This is a genomic window from Hydrogenophaga sp. (assembly GCF_036675665.1).
Lineage (GTDB): Bacteria > Pseudomonadota > Gammaproteobacteria > Burkholderiales > Burkholderiaceae_C > Hydrogenophaga.
On sequence record NZ_JAKFEO010000046.1, the window covers coordinates 15,263 to 33,280 of the forward strand.

Sequence of the window (18,018 nt, forward strand, 5' to 3'; positions counted from 1 at the left end):
GGACCTTGGGTCCGTTGGTTGGGGAACGCGCCATTATGAGTTTGCCGCTTAAGCCGCACTTAACCCAGGCGCCTGACACTGCGGTCATGCACGATTCGCCCTGCGCTGCAGCGACCTTCAGCACCGCCGTTGACACCCCGCCGCTGGCCTCGAACGCCTCGGCCTGGTGGTTGGGTGCGTTGTTGCTCACCGGCCTGTGGGACCTGAGCGGGCTGGACCTGGCGTTCATGCAGCAGTTCGGCACGCCGCAAGGTTTTGCCTTGCAACACAGCTGGGTGCTGGAGCGCGTGCTGCACGAGGGCGTGCGCCAGGCCGCCACGGGCTTTTTCCTGTTGATCGCGCTCTGGACGCTGTGGCCCACGCGCTGGAACCAGCCCCGGCTGGTGGCTCTCGCCCTGCCACGGCGCGAGCGCCTCGCGGTGCTGCTGTCCGTGACGCTGTCGCTGGCCGCGGTCAACCTGATCAAGAACACCAGCCAGACCAGTTGCCCCTGGGACCTGCAGGTCTTCGGCGGCTCCGCGGTCTACGTGTCGCACTGGACCTGGGGCCTGACCGACGGCGGCACCGGGCGCTGCTTTCCCGGTGGCCACGCCTCGAGCGCGTTCGCCTTTCTGGCGCTCAGCCTGCCCTGGCTGCTGCCGCCGGCGGGCACGCCGCGCCGCCGCGCGGTGGGCCTGCGCTGGCTCACCGGGGTGCTGGTGGCCGGCGCGCTGGCCGGTGCGGTACAGACCGCGCGTGGCGCCCACTACCCCAGCCACACCCTGTGGACGATGGTGATCTGTGGCGGCGTGTCGCTGGCGCTCTGGCGCCTGATGCGACCCCGGCGGGCGGCCGCCTGAGTCTCACCAGCCGGCCACCAGCCGCAGCGGCAGGTACACCGCCATGCCGCAGACGATGGTGCCGAGCACGCCGCGCTTCCAGAAGAACCACGCCATGCCGGCGGCCGCGGCAAACAGCCGTGCGTCTTTCCAGCTGGCAATGAGCGCCCCCTGGCTCATGACGATCTCCGGAATGACCACCGCCGCCAGCGCCGCGATCGGCGCGTACTGCAGGCCGCGCTGCGCCCAGCGCGGCAGGCTCCAGGGCTTGCTGGAAATGAAGAAGAAGCCGCGCGTGATCACGGTGATGCAGCCCAGCAGCACGATGGTGAGCAGCGTCCAGGGATCAACATCAAACATGGTGCGCCCCCTGTCCCGGCACTGGAGGCCTGAGTTTTTCAAGCACCAGGCAGATCGCCACCGCGCTGGCGATCGCCACCAGGATGTTGAGCTTGAGTGGCAACGCCCAGGCCGCCACGGCCGCAGCACCGGCCACGCCCGCCGAGACCATGCGAAGCTTCGACGAGGCCAGTGAGCACAACACGCCCAACAGCGCCAGAATGCCCGCGAAGCCCAGGCCCCATGCCAGGGGAATCACGTTGGTCAACGCAATGCCGACCAGGCTGGCGCCCATCCAGGCCACGTAGTTCACCGCGCAGTTGCCCATGAGGTAGGCCTGCTGACGCTCCAGCTCGTCGAGCGTGGTGCCCGGGTGCGGAAAACGGCGCGCAAAAAACACGTAGCTCAGGTCGCCGGTGATGTAGCCGCGGACCAGGCGTTCCCAGCGTGGCAGGTGCATCAGGTAGGGCCGCAGGTGGGCGGAGAACACGACGAAGCGCAGATTCACGCAGAAGGCCGCCGCCAGGATCACCCACAGCGGCGCACCGGCGGCGATCATGGGCACGGCGGCCAGCTGGGCGCTGCCGGCATAGACGATGAGCGTCATGAGCACGGCCTCCAGCGGCGACAGGCCCGACTGCACCATGGCCACGCCGGTCATCAGGCCCCAGGCGCCGATGCCCATGGCCACCGACACCTGGTCGCGCGCGCCCTCCCAATACTCGGGGCGCTCTCGGTAGACACGGCGATGGAACATCAGGCCCCCGCTTTCGTCGAAGGCGCTGCATCCAGCACCTGCCCGCGCGCCAGCGGGAAGCCACGCAGAAAATCCGCCACCGCCAGGCGCTTGCCGCCCGCGCGCTGCAGCTCGGTGAGCACCAGCACGCCGGCGCCGGTGGCCACGCGAATGCCGTCGGCGTCGGCCGCCAGCACCTCACCGGGCTCGCCACCCGATGCCGTGTCCTCGGCATGGGCCGCCCACACCTTGATGGCCTCGCCGGCCAACGCGGTGGCCGCACCGGGGAAGGGATTGAAGGCACGCACCCGCCGCGCGAGGGTGTCGGCGCTGGCGGTCCAGTCGATCGCGGCCTCCGCCTTGTCGATCTTGTGCGCGTAGGTCACGCCCTCGGCGGGTTGCTTCTGCCCGGTCAGCCCGCCGCAGGCCGCGATCTCCAGCGCCTCGACGATCAGACGCCCGCCGAGCACGGCAAGGCGGTCGTGCAGGCTGCCGGTGGTCTCCATGCTGCGGATCGGCAGGCGCTCCACCAGCAGCATGTCGCCCGTGTCCAGGCCGGCGTCCATCTGCATGATGGTCACGCCGGTTTCGGTGTCGCCGGCTTCGATGGCGCGGTGGATGGGGGCTGCGCCTCGCCAGCGTGGCAACAAGGATGCGTGGATGTTGAGACACCCCAAACCCCTGGCCCCCACGCTTCCCGCTGCGCGTGGTGCGCTGCCCCCCAGGGGGGCTTGAGCACCTTGGGGCGGCCCGGCGGTGCTCATGGCATCCAGCACCCACTGCGGCAGGATCAAGCCGTACGCCGCCACCACCATCACATCGGCTTGCGCAGCTTCAATGGCTTCGCGCGCGGCGGCAGCGTCGTCGGGGTACTTGCCGTCCAGCCGCAAGCTGCGCGGCTGCGCCACGGTGATGTGGTGCTCCAGCGCCAGTTGCTTCACCGGGGACGCGTGCAGCTTCATGCCGCGGCCCGCGGGACGATCGGGCTGGGTGAGCACCAGCGGCACCCGGAAACCGGCGGCCAGCAAGCGGGCCAGGGCCACGCTGGCAAATTCCGGCGTGCCGGCAAAGATGAGTTTCATGACTGAAAGAGCTGAGGTCGGGCGGAGTGCGAACCCGCGAACCGACCGGTGTCAGGGTTGGGTGGCGTCGGCAGCGTCGTCGCCATGCGGCTGGTCGCATACCTTCATGCCTTCATCGCCTCCCGCTGGGCCTTGACCATCTTGGACTTGATGCGCGTGCGCTTGAGCGGAGAGAGGTATTCGACGAACACCTTGCCCAGCAAGTGGTCCATCTCGTGCTGGATGCACACGGCCAGCATGCCGTCGGCTTCGATCGTGCGATCGACGCCATCCAGGTCCTGGGCGCGCACGCGCACGGCCAGCGAGCGTTCCACGCCGTCGTAGATGCCCGGCACCGACAGGCAGCCCTCTTCGCCCTTGCGCGTCTCGGGACTGGCCCATTCGAGCACCGGGTTGATCAGCACCAGGGGCTGGTCGCGCGTTTCGCTCACGTCGATCACGATCAGGCGTTCGTGCACATCCACCTGCGTGGCGGCCAGGCCAATGCCGTGGGCGTCGTACATGGTGTCCAGCATCTGCTGGCTCAGCGAGCGGATGCGATCGTCCACCGCCTTGACCGGGCGGGCCACGGTATGCAGTCGCGGATCGGGATAACAAAGGATGGGCAGCAGGGTCGGCGAGTTCATGAAAAACGGGTCAATCGAGGGCTGGAAAGGAGCCGCCCACTGTACCCGGGCGACGGCTGGCGGCAAGCTGGGGATGAGCGGAATGCGGTGTCGACATTTTCGCCACTTTTGCCACGACGCGTGAAAGCCCCCTGCCATAAACATTGCCTAATCAATGGCTTGGGCGCAAAATCAAATGCGATTTGTCAAGACACGAGCGCCACCGGAGGGCAGTGGGAAACTCCCGCTGACCACCGGCCATCGCCGCCCCAGGGGCCACCACATGCCATTGAAGAACCGCTTGCCTGCCAACGTCCATCAAACGCGCCCCACCAGCCATCTCAGGCCCGCGGTTTGCGCCGTTGCCCTGTTCGCTGCTGCCTTCGCAGGCACCGTGTCGGCACAGAACTTCCCCATCACACCCGGCCAGCGCGCCACCGCCAACCAGGTGGCCCAGACCGGCGTGCCGCTGTCCGAACTCGCACCCAACGCGCCCGACAGCTACACCATCAAGCGCGGCGACACCCTGTGGGCGGTGTCCGGCATCTTCCTCAAGACACCATGGCGCTGGCCCGAGCTCTGGGGCATGAACCTCGAGGACATCCAGAACCCACACCGCATCTACCCCGGGCAGGTGCTCTTCCTGGACAAGTCCAACGGCCGCGCCCGCCTCACCACGCGCCAACCCGGCAGCGGTGACACCGAGACCGTGCGCGTCTCGCCGCGCACCCGTTATGACAGCCTGGGCGATTCGGCCATCCCGCCGGTCAACCTGCAGGCCATCGAAGCATTCCTGACCGAGCCCCTGATCGTCGACGAAGCCACGTTCTCCCGGGCGCCACGCATCGTCGCCACGCAGGAAAACCGCGTGATGCTCAGCCGCGGTGATCGGGCCTACGCCCGTGCGCAGTACACCGAGGGCCCGGAGTCCGAGCCGCTGGCGGTGATCGATGGCCGCTCCACCCAATACCGCGTGTTCCGCAACGCCACGCCGCTGCGCGACCCCACGACCAACGAGATCCTGGGCTATGAGGCGCAGTACGTCGGCAAGGCCAGCGTGGTCAGTGGCGAAACCACCCGTCCCGGCACCGGTCCCAAGGGCCAGGCCGTGATCGAAGTGGTGCCCGCCGCCATCGACATCGTGGCCGCCAAGGAAGAAATGCGCGTCGGCGACCGGCTGCTGCCCGAGCCACCGCGCGAGCTGACCAACTTCGTGCCGCGCGCCCCCCAGAGCACCCACACCGGACAGATCGTCTCGGTGTACGGCAACGCGGTGAACTTCGCTGGCCAGAACCAGGTGGTCACCATCAACCGCGGCAAGGACCACGGGATGGAGCGCGGCCATGTGCTGGCGCTGCAGCGCGAGAGCGACCTCGTCACCGACACCACGGACACGTCGCGCCCCCAGTTGCGCCTGCCCGGCGAGCGCAACGGTCTCATGATCGTCTTCCGCACGTTTGACAAGGTGTCCTACGCCCTGGTGCTGCAGATCAGCGACCGCGTCAAGGTCGGCGACCGCTTCGTCAACCCATAAAGGCGATGCAGCGGCAGGAGTTGGCCGCCTGGCTGCGGCTGCTGCTCACGCCTGGCGTGGGCAAGGAAACGGCCCGCAAGCTGCTGGCCGCCTTCGGCCTCCCCGAGGCCGTTTTCGCACAATCGCTTGACGCCCTGCAGACCGTGGTGGGGCCCAAGACCGCCCATGCGCTGCAACAAGCCCCCGACGCACTCGATGCCCAGGTGAAGCAGGTGCTGGCCTGGCTGGCCGAGGGTGCCAACCGCCACGTGTTGACACTGGCCGACCCGCGCTTCCCCAGCGATCTGCTCCAGATGGCCGACCCGCCCGTGCTGCTGTACGTGATGGGCGATCTGGAGGTGCTGGCGCATCCGCGGCGCCTGGCCATGGTCGGCAGCCGCAACCCCACGCCCCAGGGCGAAGCCAACGCGCACCAGTTTGCACGCGCTCTTGGCCAGGCCGGCGTGTGCGTGGTCTCTGGCCTGGCGCTGGGTGTGGACGGCGCGGCCCACACGGGCGCGCTCGAAGGCGGCGCACCCACCATCGCCGTGGTGGGCACCGGGCTGGACCGCGTCTACCCCAGGCGCCACCTGTCGCTGGCCCACCGCATTGCCGCACACGGCGCCATCGTGAGCGAGTACCCGCTGGGCACACCCCCGCTTCAGGCCAACTTTCCGCAACGCAACCGCCTGATCGCCGGCCTGTCGCAGGGCACGCTGGTGGTGGAGGCCGCGCTGCAGTCGGGCTCATTGATCACCGCCCGCCTGGCGGCCGAGCAGGGGCGCGAGGTGTTTGCCATTCCCGGCTCCATTCACGCACCGCAGTCGCGTGGCTGCCACGCGCTCATCCGCCAGGGCGCCAAGCTGGTCGAGTCGGCGCAGGACATCCTCGAAGACCTGCGCATGGTCGGTCCACGCGATCTGTCTGCAACGCCGGCCGACGCCGATGAAGGCGACGGACCCGACAGCCTGCTCGACGCGATGGGTTTCGACCCGGTCAGCCTGGACGCGCTGCAAGCCCGCACCGGGCTGGACACCGCGCACCTGCAGGCCCGCCTGCTCGAACTGGAGCTCGACGGCCTCGTCGGGCGCTTGGCCGGTGGCCTGTTCCAGCGCCAGGGCCAGGCCTGAGCGCTGCTTTCAGGTGTCCCGCACGTGCGGGTTGTGCCGACGCTCCGCGCCGAAGCTGCTCTCCGGTCCATGGCCCGGGATGAACACCGTTTCGTCCCCCATCGGCCACAGCCGCTCCCGGATGCTGCTGATCAGCTGTGCGTGGTTGCCCTGCGGGAAATCGGTGCGCCCGATGCTGCCGGCAAACAGCACGTCGCCCACAAAAGCGCGCTTGGCCTCGGCCGAGTGAAACACCACGTGCCCCGGTGTGTGGCCCGGGCAATGGCGCACCTGCAGGACGCAGCGGCCGATCTGCACGGTGTCGCCATCGGCCAGCCAGCGCGTGGGCGTGAACGCGCGCGCGGGCGGAAAGCCGAACATGGCGCCTTGCTGCGGCAGACCGGTGATCCAGAACTGGTCGCCCGGGTGCGGACCGATGATGGGCAGGCTCAGCTGTTCGGCCAGATCGGCCGTGCCGCCCGCGTGGTCGATGTGCGCATGCGTGAGCCAGATGGCCTTCAGGTTCACACCCAGGCGTTTCACTTCGGCCAGCAGCCGGTCCAGGTCGCCCCCGGGGTCGATGACGGCCGCGTCCCTGGTTTCATCGCACCAGACGATGGAGCAGTTCTGGGCGAAGGCAGTGACGGGGACGGTGAAATAGCGCAGCATGGGAAGGTGTGTGGGTTGCCAACAAAGATTGAAAGAAAAGCCTGATGCCCTCATTTCTCCACAGTATCGCGCTGGGACTCGCTGGAGCCGATGCGAACGTCCTGTCGTGGTGGCGGGCACTGTGCGTGCTGGCCGCGTTGAATGTGTGCCTGTGGCTGGCCGTGTGGCACTTCGGGCCTGTCAGCGGTGTACACGGGGGTCTGCAGCTCACGCTGTCTGGCGTCTACGTGCTGGTGTGCGCCTACCGCTCGGTGCTGCCCCGGGTGGACCTCGAGCGGCTCGTGGTGGTGGACACGCGCCTGTCCAGCATCTTCCTGGGCCGCGCCGCGGCCACGGTGGCCGAGATCTGCTTCGCGATGCAACTGGGGCTGCTGGTCCACCAGCTCGGCGCGCATGCCGGCATGCCGTGGGTGCAAAGGGCCGCCTGGGCGATCCCGGTGTTCATGGTGGTGGCACAGGGTTTCTGCTGGCACAGCGTGCTGACGCTGAATCACATCACCCAGGCCGTCGAGTCCATGCTCTGGGCAGCCGGTTTTTCCTGGATGGCGGCCCTGCTGGGCGTCATCGCTCTGGACAGCAGTGGGTGGGTCAACTCGTTGGCGATCTTCGGATTTCTCTGCTCGATGGCCTTCGTTGCCTATGTCCTGGGCGTGGACGCGCCGATGTACTGGCGCCGGTACCGGCACGGGCGCGCACGTGGACAGGCCTACATGCGCCTCGACCAGGGCGCGCGCGACGCCTGGCACCGCCGCGTGTGCAGCGGCAGCTGGGCCGCGTGGAGGGCCGATGCGCTCTGGCTGACGCCCTACTTCAGCTTCGGAGCCTGGGTCAGCATCGCGATGGTGTGCGTTCCCGGCGCCTAGGGGCGACACGGAATGGTGTTGGTCAGAACGATGACGCGCCGACGCCTTCGGCGGGCTGGTGCCGCATGCGCTTGATGTCGCGCTGGGGCGGCGCGCCAAACAGGCGGCTGTAGTCGCGGCTGAACTGCGAGGCACTCTCGTAGCCCACACGCGCCGCGGTGCTGCCAGCGTCCAGCGCCTGATGGAGCATGAGGTGGCGCGCCTGCTGCAGCCGCAACTGCTTCTGGTACTGCAGCGGGCTCATGCCGGTGAAATGGCGAAAGTGCAGCCGGAAGGTCGACGGGCTCATGTGCACGCGGGCAGCGAGTTCGTCCATCAGCACGTCCTGCACGAAGTTCTGCGTGAGCCAGGCCATGGCATGGGCGATCTGGTGGCTGGGAGAGCCCGCCGACACGAGCTGGCGCAGGTACGGTCCGTGCGGGCCGGACAGCAGCCGCACCATGATCTCCTGCTGGATCAGGGGCGCCAGGGTGTTGACGAGCGCAGGTTCGTCCAGCAGCCGTACGAGGCGGCTCGCCGCGTCGAGCAGCGACGCGTCCAGCGCGGTCAGCGAGATGGCCCGTGGCGCCTCCTCGCGGGGCACGGGCGGCAGGTCCATCGCGGCGGCCTGCTGCATCAAGGTCCGCGCATCCAGTGTGAGGAACATGCACACAAACGGCTGGGCGAGGTCGGCCCGGGTGACGTGCGCCACCACGGGCAGGTCTGCGGTGATCAGCAGCGACTGGCCCGCGCCGTAGTCCAGCACGTGCTCGCCCACGGTCACCCGCTTGCCGCCCTGCGCAACCACCGCCAACCCCAGGCCGTAGATGCAAGGCATGGGCGCGGTCTTGACGCTGCGTCGGTGCAGCGAGAGCTGCGGGATGGCGGTTGGGTGGTCGCCATCGATTCCGGCAATCCGGCCGATATCGTTGGCCAGGGTTTGAATGAGCATGGTGATTGGACTGGGTGAGTGATTGACGTTCAGATGAACTGGAAATCACCAGCGAGGACTGTACTACCCGACCAGAAAGATCAAGCCCCTGCCAACTGAAGATCATCGAAAAAGGCAAAACAAGCATTGAAAACGGCAAACGCGTTCGACGCCGTGCATCGACACTTTCAACGCAGATTCCCGGCAGATTCACGCCCCCACGGAGAACAAACCCATGAGCACACTCAACGTCAACGGCAAAACCCACACGGTCGACGCCGACCCCGGCACGCCCATTCTCTGGGCCCTGCGCGACACGCTGGGCATGACCGGCACCAAATTCGGTTGCGGCGCGGCGCTGTGTGGCGCCTGCACGGTGCACATGGATGGCCAGGCCATCCGTTCCTGCATCACGCCCATCTCGGCCGCCGATGGCAAGCAGATCACCACCATTGAAGCCACCACCGGTGGCAACGACCGTGTCGGCACCGCCGTGCACAAGGCCTGGGTGCTGCACGACGTGGCGCAGTGCGGCTATTGCCAGAGCGGCCAGATCATGAGCGCGACCGCGTTCTTGAAGTCACTGCCCAAGGGCAAACAGCCCACCGCCGCCGAGATCGACTCGGCCATGGCCGGCAACGTCTGCCGCTGTGGCACCTATGCCCGCATCCGCGCCGCCGTGACCGACGCCGCCAAAGCCATTGCCTGAAGGACACACCATGCTCAACAACCACATCCATCCCGTGGAACTGCCACGCGCCCTGCAACACATGCTGGAGCGCGACCGGGCCATTGAGCCCACCATGTTGCCGCGCCGCAGCTTCCTCAAGGTGGTGGGCGCCGGCGGTTTTGCGCTGGGCGCCTTCCCGCATCTGGCCATGGCGCAGTCCAACGGCCAGCCCGCTGCAGGCCTCAAGCCGACCGAACAACCGCTGGCTTTCGTGCAGATCGCGCCCGACGGCTGGGTCACGGTCACCATCAACCGGCTCGAATTCGGCCAGGGCGTGCAGACCGGCCTGCCCATGATCCTGGCCGAGGAGCTGGACGCCGACTGGAGCAAGGTGCGCAGCCAGCATGGCACCGCCGACGCCGCCTACGCCGACCCGCTGTACGGCATCCACCTCACCGGTGGCTCCACCGCCATCAAGCACAGCTACACGCAGTACCGCGAGCTGGGCGCGCGCGCCCGCGCGATGCTGCTGTCGGCGGCGGCCACGCGCTGGAACGTGGACGTGTCCACCCTGCGCACCCAGGCCGGCACCGTGATCGGCCCCGGCGGGCGCAAGGCCGGCTACGGCGAACTGGCCCAGGCCGCCATGGCCCTGCCGGTGCCCGAGAAGGTCGTGCTGAAAGATCCCAAACGTTTCCGCATCATCGGCAAACCCACGCCGCGCCTGGACGCTCGCGCCAAGAGCAGCGGGCAGCAGGACTTCGGCATCGACGTGCGCCGCCCGGGTCAGCTCACCGCGCTGGTGGCCCACCCGCCGGTGTTCGGCTCGAAACTGAAGGCGGTCGACGACAGCGCGGCGCGTGCCATCAAAGGTGTGAAGGCCGTGCTGCGCGTGCCGCTGGACCGCGGCGCCGAAGGCGTGGCCGTGATCGCCGACGGCTACTGGCCCGCCAAGCAAGGGCGCGATGCGCTCAAGCTGACCTGGGACGACTCGGCGGTGGAGAAGGTGGACAGTGCGCGCCAGCTGGTGCAGTACCGCGAACTGGCCAAACAGCCCGGCCCACGCGCGTTCGACGCCGACATGGCCCCGCTGGCCAGCGCACCGCGCCAGATCGAAGCCGAGTTCGTCTTCCCTTACCTGGCCCACGCGCCCATGGAACCGCTCAACTGCACGGTGCAGTTGTCCGACGGCCGCGCCGAGCTGTGGGTCGGCACCCAGTTCCCGGGGGTGGATGCCGCAGCCGCCGCGCGCGTGCTCGGTCTCAAGCCCGAGCAGGTGACGATGAACGTGCAGATGGCCGGCGGCGGCTTTGGCCGGCGCGGTCTGCCCAGCAGCGACTACGTGGTCGAGGCCTGCGAGATCGCCAAGGCCGCGCGCGCCGCCGGCCTGAACGCCCCGGTGCGCATGGTCTGGAGCCGCGAGGACGACATCAAGGGCGGCTACTACCGCCCCATGCACCTGCACACCGCGCGCATCGGCTTTGACGAGCGCGGCAATGTGCTGGCCTGGGACCACGTGCTGGTGGGCCAGTCGATCGTGTCGGGCACCTTTTTCGAAGGCGGCATGGTCAAGAACGGCATCGACGCCACGGCCACCGAAGGCATGCGTGAACCCTACGGGCTGCCCATGCGCCTGACGGTGCACCACCCCAAGGTCAACGTGCCGGTGCTGTGGTGGCGCAGCGTGGGCTCCACCCACACCGCCTTCGTCATGGAAACCCTGCTCGATGACATCGCGCGCGACACAAAACAGGACCCGGTGGCCTACCGCATGCGCCTGTTTGGCGACAAGCACCCGCGCCACCGCGCCGCGCTGCAGCTCGCCGTGGACAAGAGCGGCTACGGCAAGAAGCAGTTGCCCGCCGGTCGCGCCTGGGGCGTGGCGGTGCACGAGTCGTTCAACTCCGTCGTGGCCTACGTGGTGGAAGCCTCGGTGAAAGACGGCAGCCCCGTGTTGCACCGTGCCACCGCCGGCGTGCACTGCAACCTGGCGATCAACCCCAAGAGCGTGGAAACGCAGGTGCAGGGCGCGGCGGTCATGGGCCTGTCCATGTGCCTGCCGGGTTCGGCCATCACGCTGAAGGACGGCGTGGTCGAGCAGAGCAACTTCGGCGACTTCACCGTGGCGCGCATCACCGACATGCCCGAGATCAACGTGCACGTGGTGCCCAGCGCCGACCCGCCCACCGGCATCGGCGAACCCGGTCTGCCGCCGCTGGCACCCGCGTTCGCCAACGCCATCGCGCAACTCACCGGCAAGCCGCTGCGCGAGCTGCCGTTCAAGCTCGCCTGAGGCCGCCGAAACTCACCGCTTCTCACAGGCTCAGGTCGTACTCGATCGTGATCGGCGCGTGGTCGGAGAACTTCACGTCCTTGTAGATGTGTTCGCTGCGCGCCAGCGCGGCCAGGGCCGGTGTGGCCAGGTGGTAGTCCAGTCGCCACCCCACGTTGTTCGCGTAGGCCTGGCCCCGGTTGCTCCACCACGTGTAGCAGGTGTCGGTGGTGTCGGGCTGCAGGCGGCGGTAGACGTCGACCAGGCCGCCGTCGGTGAGCAGCGTCGTCATCCAGGCGCGCTCTTCGGGCAGAAAGCCGCTGTTCTTCTGGTTGCTGCGCCAGTTCTTCAGGTCGGCCTGCTGGTGGGCGATGTTCACGTCGCCACACAGGATGAATTCGCGCTCGCCCTTCAGCGCCTGCAGGTGTGGATGAAACTGCGCAAGAAATCGGTACTTGGCCTCCTGGCGCTCGGGGCCTGAGGAGCCGCTGGGAAAGTAGGCGCTGATCAACGAGAGCTTGCGCCGGGGCGTGTCGAAACGCAGTTCGGTGTAGCGGCCCTCGGCATCGAACTCGGGCGAGCGAAAGCCCGTGATCACGTCGCTGGGTTCATGGCGGGAGTACACACCCACGCCCGAGTAGCCCTTTTTCTGGGCGAAGTGGAAATGGCCCCGCAGACCGGCGAGATGCTCGAAGCGCCCGCTGACATCAAGCTCCTGCGCCTTGACCTCCTGCACACAAATACAATCCGGCTGGTGCGCGGCCAGCCATTTCTCCAGCCCCTTGGTGGTGGCGGAGCGGATGCCGTTGAGGTTGAGGCTGGTCAGTTTGAACAAGGAAACCCCCATGGTGTTGGATACAGGCGCGGCCCCTGCGGGCGCACCGGACGCTGCGCTCGCGCAGGAATTCGTGCAATTCTGTGTGGACGCTGGCGTGCTGCGCTTCGGCGAATTCAAGACCAAGGCAGGCCGGCTCTCGCCGTACTTCTTCAATGCCGGTCTGTTCGACGATGGCGCCAAGCTTGGGCGACTCGCGCAATTCTATGCAAAGGCCCTGATCGCCAGCGGCGTCGAATTCGACATGATCTTCGGCCCGGCCTACAAGGGCATTCCGCTGGGCGCGGCGCTGGCCATCGAGCTCGCGCGCCTGGGCCTCAACGTGCCCTTTGCCTACAACCGCAAGGAAGCCAAGGACCACGGCGAAGGCGGCTCGCTGGTCGGCGCACCGCTCAAGGGCCGCGTGCTGATCATCGACGACGTGATGTCGGCCGGCACCGCAGCGCGCGAGTCGATCGCGCTGATCCGCGCCGCTGGCGCCACGCCCCACGCCGTGACCATTGCGCTGGACCGGCAGGAAAAGGCAACCGAGGTCGGGCCGGACGGCACCGTTCGCGACGTGGATCACAGTGCCGTGCAATATGTGCAGCAACAGCTCGGCCTGCAGGTTTGCGCAATTGCCACCCTGGCGGATTTGCTGCAGTATCTGAGCGTTCACACCGGGGGGGAGCTCGACGCGCACCGCCAGCGGGTGCAGGCCTACCGCCTGCGCTACGGCGTGAACTGACCCCAAACCATGAACATCGCCCGACCCCCCATCCTCTCCTGGCCACGCGCGGCGCGCTGGAACGCGTGCGCCATGGTGATGGGCGCGGTCCTGTGGGCCATGGCCAGCGCGCAGGCACAGGGCATCTACACCTGCATCGACGGCAAGGGCCGGCGCATCACCTCGGACCGTCCAATCGTGGAATGCCTGGACCGTGAGCAACAGCAGTTGGGCAAGACAGGCATCGTGCGCCAGGTGGTGCCTCCGAGCTACACCGCCGACGAGCGCGCCAGGATCGAGGACAAGCGACGCGCGGAGAACGAGATCAAGGCCCGCGCAGCCGAGGAGAAACGCCGCGAGCGCGCCCTGCTGATCCGCTACCCGAATCAGGGGGTGCACGACAAGGAGCGCGCCGAAGCCCTGGCCCAGATCGATGAGGTGATCGCTGCCGTGAACAAGCGCGAAGTGGCGCTGAAGCAGCAGCGCAAGGAAGTCGATGTGGAAATGGAGTTCTACCAGGCCGACCCGAGCAAGGCGCCGTTCTGGCTGCGCCGCAAGCTCGAAGACAGCGAGAAACAGATGGTGGTGCAGAAGCGGTTCCTGGAAGAGCAGGCCCAGGAGAAACAGCGCATCAACCAGCGTTTCGACGAAGAGCTGGCCAAACTGCGCCAGCTCTGGTCGCCCACCTCGGCCGCCAGCAACGCCGGCACCACCAAGCGCTGACACCCACCCTCTGCGGGCGGGCTCAACTCACCGCAGTTTCTGACGCAGCACGTCGTTGACCTGCTGCGGGTTGGCCTTGCCCTTGCTGGCCTTCATGACCTGACCCACCAGGGCGTTGAACGCCTTTTCCTTGCCGGCGCGGAACTGGGCCACGTTGTCGGCGTTGGTGGCCATCACCTCGTCGACGATCTTCTCCAGCGCGCCCGTGTCGTTCATCTGTTTGAGGCCTTTGGCTTCGATGACAGCGTCCACGTCGCTGCCGTCCCCCGTCCACAAGGCGTCGAAGACCTGCTTGGCCGCGTTGTTGGAGATCGTGCCGTCGGCAATGCGCGCGATCAGCGCGGCCAGTTGCGCGGCGCTCACCGGCACGCCGGCCATGTCGCCTTCGTCGGCGTTCAGCCGGCGAGAGACCTCGCCCATGATCCAGTTGCTCACCAGCTTCGCCTGTCCACAGGCCTTCGCAGCCGCCTCGAAGTAGGCGGCCATCGCCGGGCTTTGCGTGAGCGTGGTGGCGTCGTATTCGGGCAGGCCGTAGTCGCGCACCAGGCGCTCGGCCATGGCGCGTGGCAGCTCGGGCATGCCGGCGCGCACCTGCTCCACCCAGTCACGCCCGATCACCAGCGGTGGCAGATCCGGGTCGGGAAAGTAGCGGTAGTCGGCCGCGTCTTCCTTGGTGCGCATGGCGCGCGTCTCGCCGGTGCCTGGGTCGAACAGCACCGTGGCCTGCTGGATCGCGCGACCGTCCTCGATCTCCTCGATCTGCCAGCGGATCTCGTAGTCGATGGCCTGCTGCATGAACTTGAAGCTGTTGAGGTTCTTGATCTCGCGTCGCGTGCCCAGCTCCGCGCCGGGCTTGCGCACCGAGACGTTGGCGTCGCAGCGAAACGAGCCTTCCTGCATGTTGCCGTCGCAGATGCCGATCCAGGTGACGATCTTGTGCAGCTCTTTCGCGTAGGCCACGGCCTCGGCGCTGGAGCGCATGTCGGGCTCGGTCACGATCTCCAGCAGCGGTGTACCGGCGCGGTTGAGATCGATCCCGCTCTGGCCAATGAAGTCTTCGTGCAGGCTCTTGCCGGCGTCTTCTTCCAGGTGCGCTCGCACCAGGCGAACCGTCTTCTTCTCGTCGCCCAGGAAGAACGACACCTCACCCCCCTGCACCACCGGAATCTCGAACTGGCTGATCTGGTAGCCCTTGGGCAGGTCGGGGTAGAAGTAGTTCTTGCGCGCGAACACGCTCTGCTCGGCGATGTGCGAGCCCAGCGCCAGACCCAGTCGGATCGCGAGCTCCACCGCGGCCTTGTTCATCACCGGCAGCGTGCCCGGCAGCGCCAGGTCCACCGCACAGGCTTGCGTGTTGGGCTCGGCGCCGAAGGCCGTGGGCGCGCGGCTGAAGATCTTGGATTGCGTGGCGAGCTGCGTGTGGGTCTCGAAGCCGATGACGACCTCGTAACCGTGAACCAGAAGGGATTTGTTGGTGTTGCTCATGTTCAAAACCCCGAGGGCGAACGGGTGTGCCAGTCGGTCGCCTGCTGAAAGGCGTGTGCCGTCTGCAGCAGTTCGCCTTCCTTGAAATAGTTGCCCACCAGTTGCAGGCCCACCGGCATGCCATCGGCGCCAAAGCCCGCCGGTACGCTCATGCCGGGCAGGCCGGCCAGGCTGGTGGACAGGGTGTAGATGTCGGCCAGGTAGTTGGCCAGCGGGTCGTCGCTCTTCTCGCCGATCTTCCACGCCACGGTGGGCGCCACGGGGCCGGCGATGAGGTCACAGTGCTCGAACGCGGACTGGAAGTCCTGCGCGATCAGGCGACGGATCTGCTGCGCCTTGAGGTAATAAGCGTCGTAGTAGCCGTGGCTGAGCACATAGGTGCCGATCATGATGCGGCGCTGCACCTCGGGGCCGAAGGCCTCGCTGCGCGACTTCTTGTACATGTCGAGCAGATCGTCGTATTTCGCCGCGCGGTGGCCGAACTTCACGCCGTCGAAACGGCTCAGGTTGCTCGACGCCTCGGCGGGCGCAATGATGTAGTAGACCGGGATGGACAGCTCGGTGCGGGGCAGCGAGATGTCGACCAGCGTGGCACCCAGTTTTTCGACTTCGACCAGCGCGGCGCGCACGGCGGCCAACACATCGGGCGCACAGCCCGCGCCAAAAAACTCGGTGGGCAAACCGATGCGCAGACCCTTGAGCGGCTGGGCGGCGGTGGCGCCTTCGCGCGGGCGGTGGATCGCGGCGCTGTAATCCTCGGCGGGGTGATCCAGGCTGGTGGAGTCGCGGTCGATGTCGGGCCCGGCCATGGCGCTGAGCAGGGCGGCGCAGTCGGCGGCGCTGCGCGCCATGGGTCCGGCCTGGTCGAGGCTGGAGGCGAAGGCCACCATGCCGTAACGCGAGCAGCGGCCGTAGGTGGGCTTGATGCCGGTGATGCCGGTGAAGCTGGCGGGCTGGCGGATCGAGCCACCGGTGTCGGTGCCGGTGGCCGCGGGGATCAGGCGCGCGGCCACGGCCGCTGCCGAACCACCCGACGAGCCGCCAGGCACGCGTGTTGCGTCCCAGGGGTTGTGCACCGGCCCATAGGCGGAGTTGTCGTTGCCCGAGCCCATGGCGAACTCGTCGCAATTGAGCTTGCCCAGCGACACGGCACCGGCCTTGGCCAGATGGGCCACCACGGTGGCGTCGAACGGGCTCTGGTAACCGGCGAGCATTTTCGAGCCAGCGGTGGTGGGGAAATCTTTCGTGACGAAGATGTCCTTGTGCGCCAGCGGCACACCCAGCAGCGGTGTGCGCTCGCCGGCGGCGATGCGCGCGTCCGCCGCGCGGGCCTGGGCCAGCGTGGCGTCTTCGTTGAAGGCGAGGTAAGCGCCCAGCGAGGCGAACTGTTTCGCGCGGGCCAGCAGGTGCTGCGCAGCTTCGACGCTGCTGGTCTGCTTGTTGGCAATGGCGGCGGCGAGCTCGGTGACGCCCAGGGTGTGGATCTCGCTCATTCGATCACCTTCGGCACGAGGAACAGGCCCCGCTCAACCGCCGGGGCGCTTTTCTGGTTGGCTTCACGGTTGTTGGGTTCGCTCGCCACGTCGGGGCGCAGGCGCAGCGAAACGTGGTCGATCACGGCGGTGGGGTGGGCCAGTGGCTCCACGTCGGTGGTGTCCACCGCGTTCATTTGTTCCACGGTATCGAAGAAGCCATTGAGCTGGGTCAGCATGCGCTCGCTCTGCGGCTCGGTGAGCTCCAGGCGCGCCAGGTTGGCGATGCGGCCGATATCGGACAGGGTCAGGGACATGTCGAGGTGGTTCCGGAAGGATGGATCTGCGGCGCCCCAAGAGCCGTCATCAGCGCTGAAACGCCGTGTAAATCGCAGAAATGGGGCCTGCTTGCATGCAGTTATGCACAGGGGATACGGTATTATCCAAGGTTTAACGGCAGACCCCGTGCCGCCACGGTTTTTGCCTTGGAATCAAACACTTAGAACCGATGTCCGGCCTACCTTCTGGCTCCATCCCAGGTCCCGCATTCGGCCTCATTTCCGGCTTGGAGCGCGCGATGCCGCGCCCCGGCTCCACAGGATCCATCCACCATGTTTGAAGCTTTCCGTCGGCAATTCTCGACCGACCTGGCCATCGACCTCGGCACCGCCAACACCCTCATCTACGTTCGCAACAAGGGCATCGTGCTGGATGAACCCTCGGTGGTCTCGATCCGCCACGAAGGCGGGCCCCAGGGCAAGAAGACCATCCAGGCGGTCGGCCACGAGGCCAAGGCCATGCTGGGGAAGGTGCCCGGCAACATCGAAGCCATCCGTCCCATGAAGGACGGCGTGATCGCCGACTTCACCGTCACCGAGCAGATGCTCAAGCAGTTCATCAAGATGGTGCACCCGCGCTCGATGTTCAAGCCGAGCCCGCGCATCATCATCTGCGTGCCCTGCGGCTCGACCCAGGTCGAACGCCGCGCCATCCGCGAATCGGCCCTGGGCGCTGGTGCCTCCGAGGTTTACCTGATCGAAGAACCCATGGCCGCGGCCATCGGCGCCGGCCTGCCGGTGTCCGACGCATCCGGCTCGATGGTGGTCGACATCGGCGGCGGCACCACCGAGGTGGGCGTGATCTCGCTGGGCGGCATGGTCTACAAGGGCAGCGTGCGTGTGGGTGGCGACCGCTTCGACGAAGCCATCATT

General features: G+C 67.4%; 19 protein-coding genes. 9 read left to right on the forward strand and 10 right to left on the reverse strand.

Annotation, left to right across the window (positions count from 1 at the left end; genetic code table 11):
- Window positions 1–86 precede the first annotated feature (86 nt).
- On the forward strand, window positions 87–839 hold the full coding sequence (locus V6M63_RS16960) for a phosphatase PAP2 family protein (RefSeq protein WP_332743771.1): 753 nt from the start codon (window positions 87–89) through the stop codon (window positions 837–839).
- 3 nt (window positions 840–842) lie between these two features.
- On the opposite strand, the gene V6M63_RS16965 is transcribed toward V6M63_RS16960, so the two are convergent.
- The 4 genes from V6M63_RS16965 to def form a co-directional block, all read right to left on the reverse strand.
- Entirely contained in the window at window positions 843–1,178 is a 336-nt protein-coding gene (locus V6M63_RS16965) for an AzlD domain-containing protein (RefSeq protein ID WP_332743773.1), read from the reverse strand.
- Window positions 1,171–1,914, reverse strand: a complete 744-nt coding sequence (locus tag V6M63_RS16970; RefSeq protein ID WP_332743775.1) for an AzlC family ABC transporter permease — start codon at window positions 1,912–1,914, stop codon at window positions 1,171–1,173. Before V6M63_RS16970 ends, V6M63_RS16965 begins: the two co-directional genes overlap by 8 nt.
- Window positions 1,914–2,975: a methionyl-tRNA formyltransferase gene (gene fmt / locus V6M63_RS16975; RefSeq protein ID WP_332743776.1), complete on the reverse strand. Its 1,062-nt coding sequence runs from the start codon at window positions 2,973–2,975 to the stop codon at window positions 1,914–1,916. Before fmt ends, V6M63_RS16970 begins: the two co-directional genes overlap by 1 nt.
- A gap of 104 nt (window positions 2,976–3,079) precedes the next feature.
- Window positions 3,080–3,601: a peptide deformylase gene (gene def / locus V6M63_RS16980; protein ID WP_332743778.1), complete on the reverse strand. Its 522-nt coding sequence runs from the start codon at window positions 3,599–3,601 to the stop codon at window positions 3,080–3,082.
- Window positions 3,602–3,863: 262 nt separating this feature from the next.
- Between def and V6M63_RS16985 the strand changes: the two genes are divergently transcribed.
- The gene (locus V6M63_RS16985; protein WP_332743780.1) at window positions 3,864–5,114 is read left to right on the forward strand and encodes a LysM peptidoglycan-binding domain-containing protein; all 1,251 of its coding nucleotides are present in this window, start codon (window positions 3,864–3,866) and stop codon (window positions 5,112–5,114) included.
- Between the two features lie 5 nt (window positions 5,115–5,119).
- A complete protein-coding gene (dprA, locus tag V6M63_RS16990) occupies window positions 5,120–6,223 on the forward strand; it encodes a DNA-processing protein DprA (protein ID WP_332743781.1) in 1,104 nt (367 codons plus the stop codon).
- 9 nt (window positions 6,224–6,232) lie between these two features.
- Here the strand turns inward: dprA and V6M63_RS16995 are convergent, their stop codons facing one another.
- Window positions 6,233–6,871: an MBL fold metallo-hydrolase gene (locus V6M63_RS16995; protein WP_332743783.1), complete on the reverse strand. Its 639-nt coding sequence runs from the start codon at window positions 6,869–6,871 to the stop codon at window positions 6,233–6,235.
- A gap of 44 nt (window positions 6,872–6,915) precedes the next feature.
- Between V6M63_RS16995 and V6M63_RS17000 the strand changes: the two genes are divergently transcribed.
- Window positions 6,916–7,734: a hypothetical protein gene (locus V6M63_RS17000; RefSeq protein ID WP_332743785.1), complete on the forward strand. Its 819-nt coding sequence runs from the start codon at window positions 6,916–6,918 to the stop codon at window positions 7,732–7,734.
- 22 nt (window positions 7,735–7,756) lie between these two features.
- On the opposite strand, the gene V6M63_RS17005 is transcribed toward V6M63_RS17000, so the two are convergent.
- Entirely contained in the window at window positions 7,757–8,665 is a 909-nt protein-coding gene (locus tag V6M63_RS17005; protein WP_332743787.1) for an AraC family transcriptional regulator, read from the reverse strand.
- A gap of 214 nt (window positions 8,666–8,879) precedes the next feature.
- On the opposite strand from V6M63_RS17005, the gene V6M63_RS17010 reads away from it, so the two are divergent.
- A complete protein-coding gene (locus V6M63_RS17010; RefSeq protein WP_332743788.1) occupies window positions 8,880–9,353 on the forward strand; it encodes a (2Fe-2S)-binding protein in 474 nt (157 codons plus the stop codon).
- Window positions 9,354–9,363: 10 nt separating this feature from the next.
- Complete coding sequence (locus V6M63_RS17015) at window positions 9,364–11,607, forward strand: xanthine dehydrogenase family protein molybdopterin-binding subunit (RefSeq protein WP_332743790.1); 2,244 nt, start codon at window positions 9,364–9,366, stop codon at window positions 11,605–11,607.
- Window positions 11,608–11,629: 22 nt separating this feature from the next.
- Here V6M63_RS17015 and V6M63_RS17020 read toward each other — a convergent pair whose 3' ends face one another.
- The gene (locus tag V6M63_RS17020) at window positions 11,630–12,421 is read right to left on the reverse strand and encodes an exodeoxyribonuclease III (protein WP_332743792.1); all 792 of its coding nucleotides are present in this window, start codon (window positions 12,419–12,421) and stop codon (window positions 11,630–11,632) included.
- Window positions 12,422–12,431: 10 nt separating this feature from the next.
- On the opposite strand from V6M63_RS17020, the gene pyrE reads away from it, so the two are divergent.
- Window positions 12,432–13,148: an orotate phosphoribosyltransferase gene (pyrE, locus tag V6M63_RS17025; RefSeq protein WP_056264659.1), complete on the forward strand. Its 717-nt coding sequence runs from the start codon at window positions 12,432–12,434 to the stop codon at window positions 13,146–13,148.
- A 9-nt stretch (window positions 13,149–13,157) separates the two neighbouring features.
- Window positions 13,158–13,850 (forward strand): DUF4124 domain-containing protein, encoded by a 693-nt coding sequence (locus tag V6M63_RS17030; RefSeq protein WP_332743796.1) that lies wholly within the window; start codon window positions 13,158–13,160, stop codon window positions 13,848–13,850.
- Between the two features lie 27 nt (window positions 13,851–13,877).
- Here the strand turns inward: V6M63_RS17030 and gatB are convergent, their stop codons facing one another.
- Genes gatB through gatC form a run of 3 tightly spaced genes read right to left on the reverse strand, consistent with a single transcriptional unit; the run spans window position 13,878 to window position 17,124 of the window.
- Window positions 13,878–15,335 (reverse strand): Asp-tRNA(Asn)/Glu-tRNA(Gln) amidotransferase subunit GatB, encoded by a 1,458-nt coding sequence (gatB, locus tag V6M63_RS17035; protein ID WP_332743798.1) that lies wholly within the window; start codon window positions 15,333–15,335, stop codon window positions 13,878–13,880.
- Window positions 15,336–15,337: 2 nt separating this feature from the next.
- Entirely contained in the window at window positions 15,338–16,828 is a 1,491-nt protein-coding gene (gene gatA / locus V6M63_RS17040) for an Asp-tRNA(Asn)/Glu-tRNA(Gln) amidotransferase subunit GatA (protein ID WP_332743800.1), read from the reverse strand.
- Window positions 16,825–17,124, reverse strand: coding sequence for an Asp-tRNA(Asn)/Glu-tRNA(Gln) amidotransferase subunit GatC (gene gatC / locus V6M63_RS17045; RefSeq protein ID WP_332743802.1), 300 nt, complete (start codon window positions 17,122–17,124; stop codon window positions 16,825–16,827). Before gatC ends, gatA begins: the two co-directional genes overlap by 4 nt.
- A gap of 294 nt (window positions 17,125–17,418) precedes the next feature.
- On the opposite strand from gatC, the gene V6M63_RS17050 reads away from it, so the two are divergent.
- Window positions 17,419–18,018 (forward strand): rod shape-determining protein (locus V6M63_RS17050; RefSeq protein ID WP_332743804.1); only part of this gene is annotated, 600 nt, incomplete at its 3' end.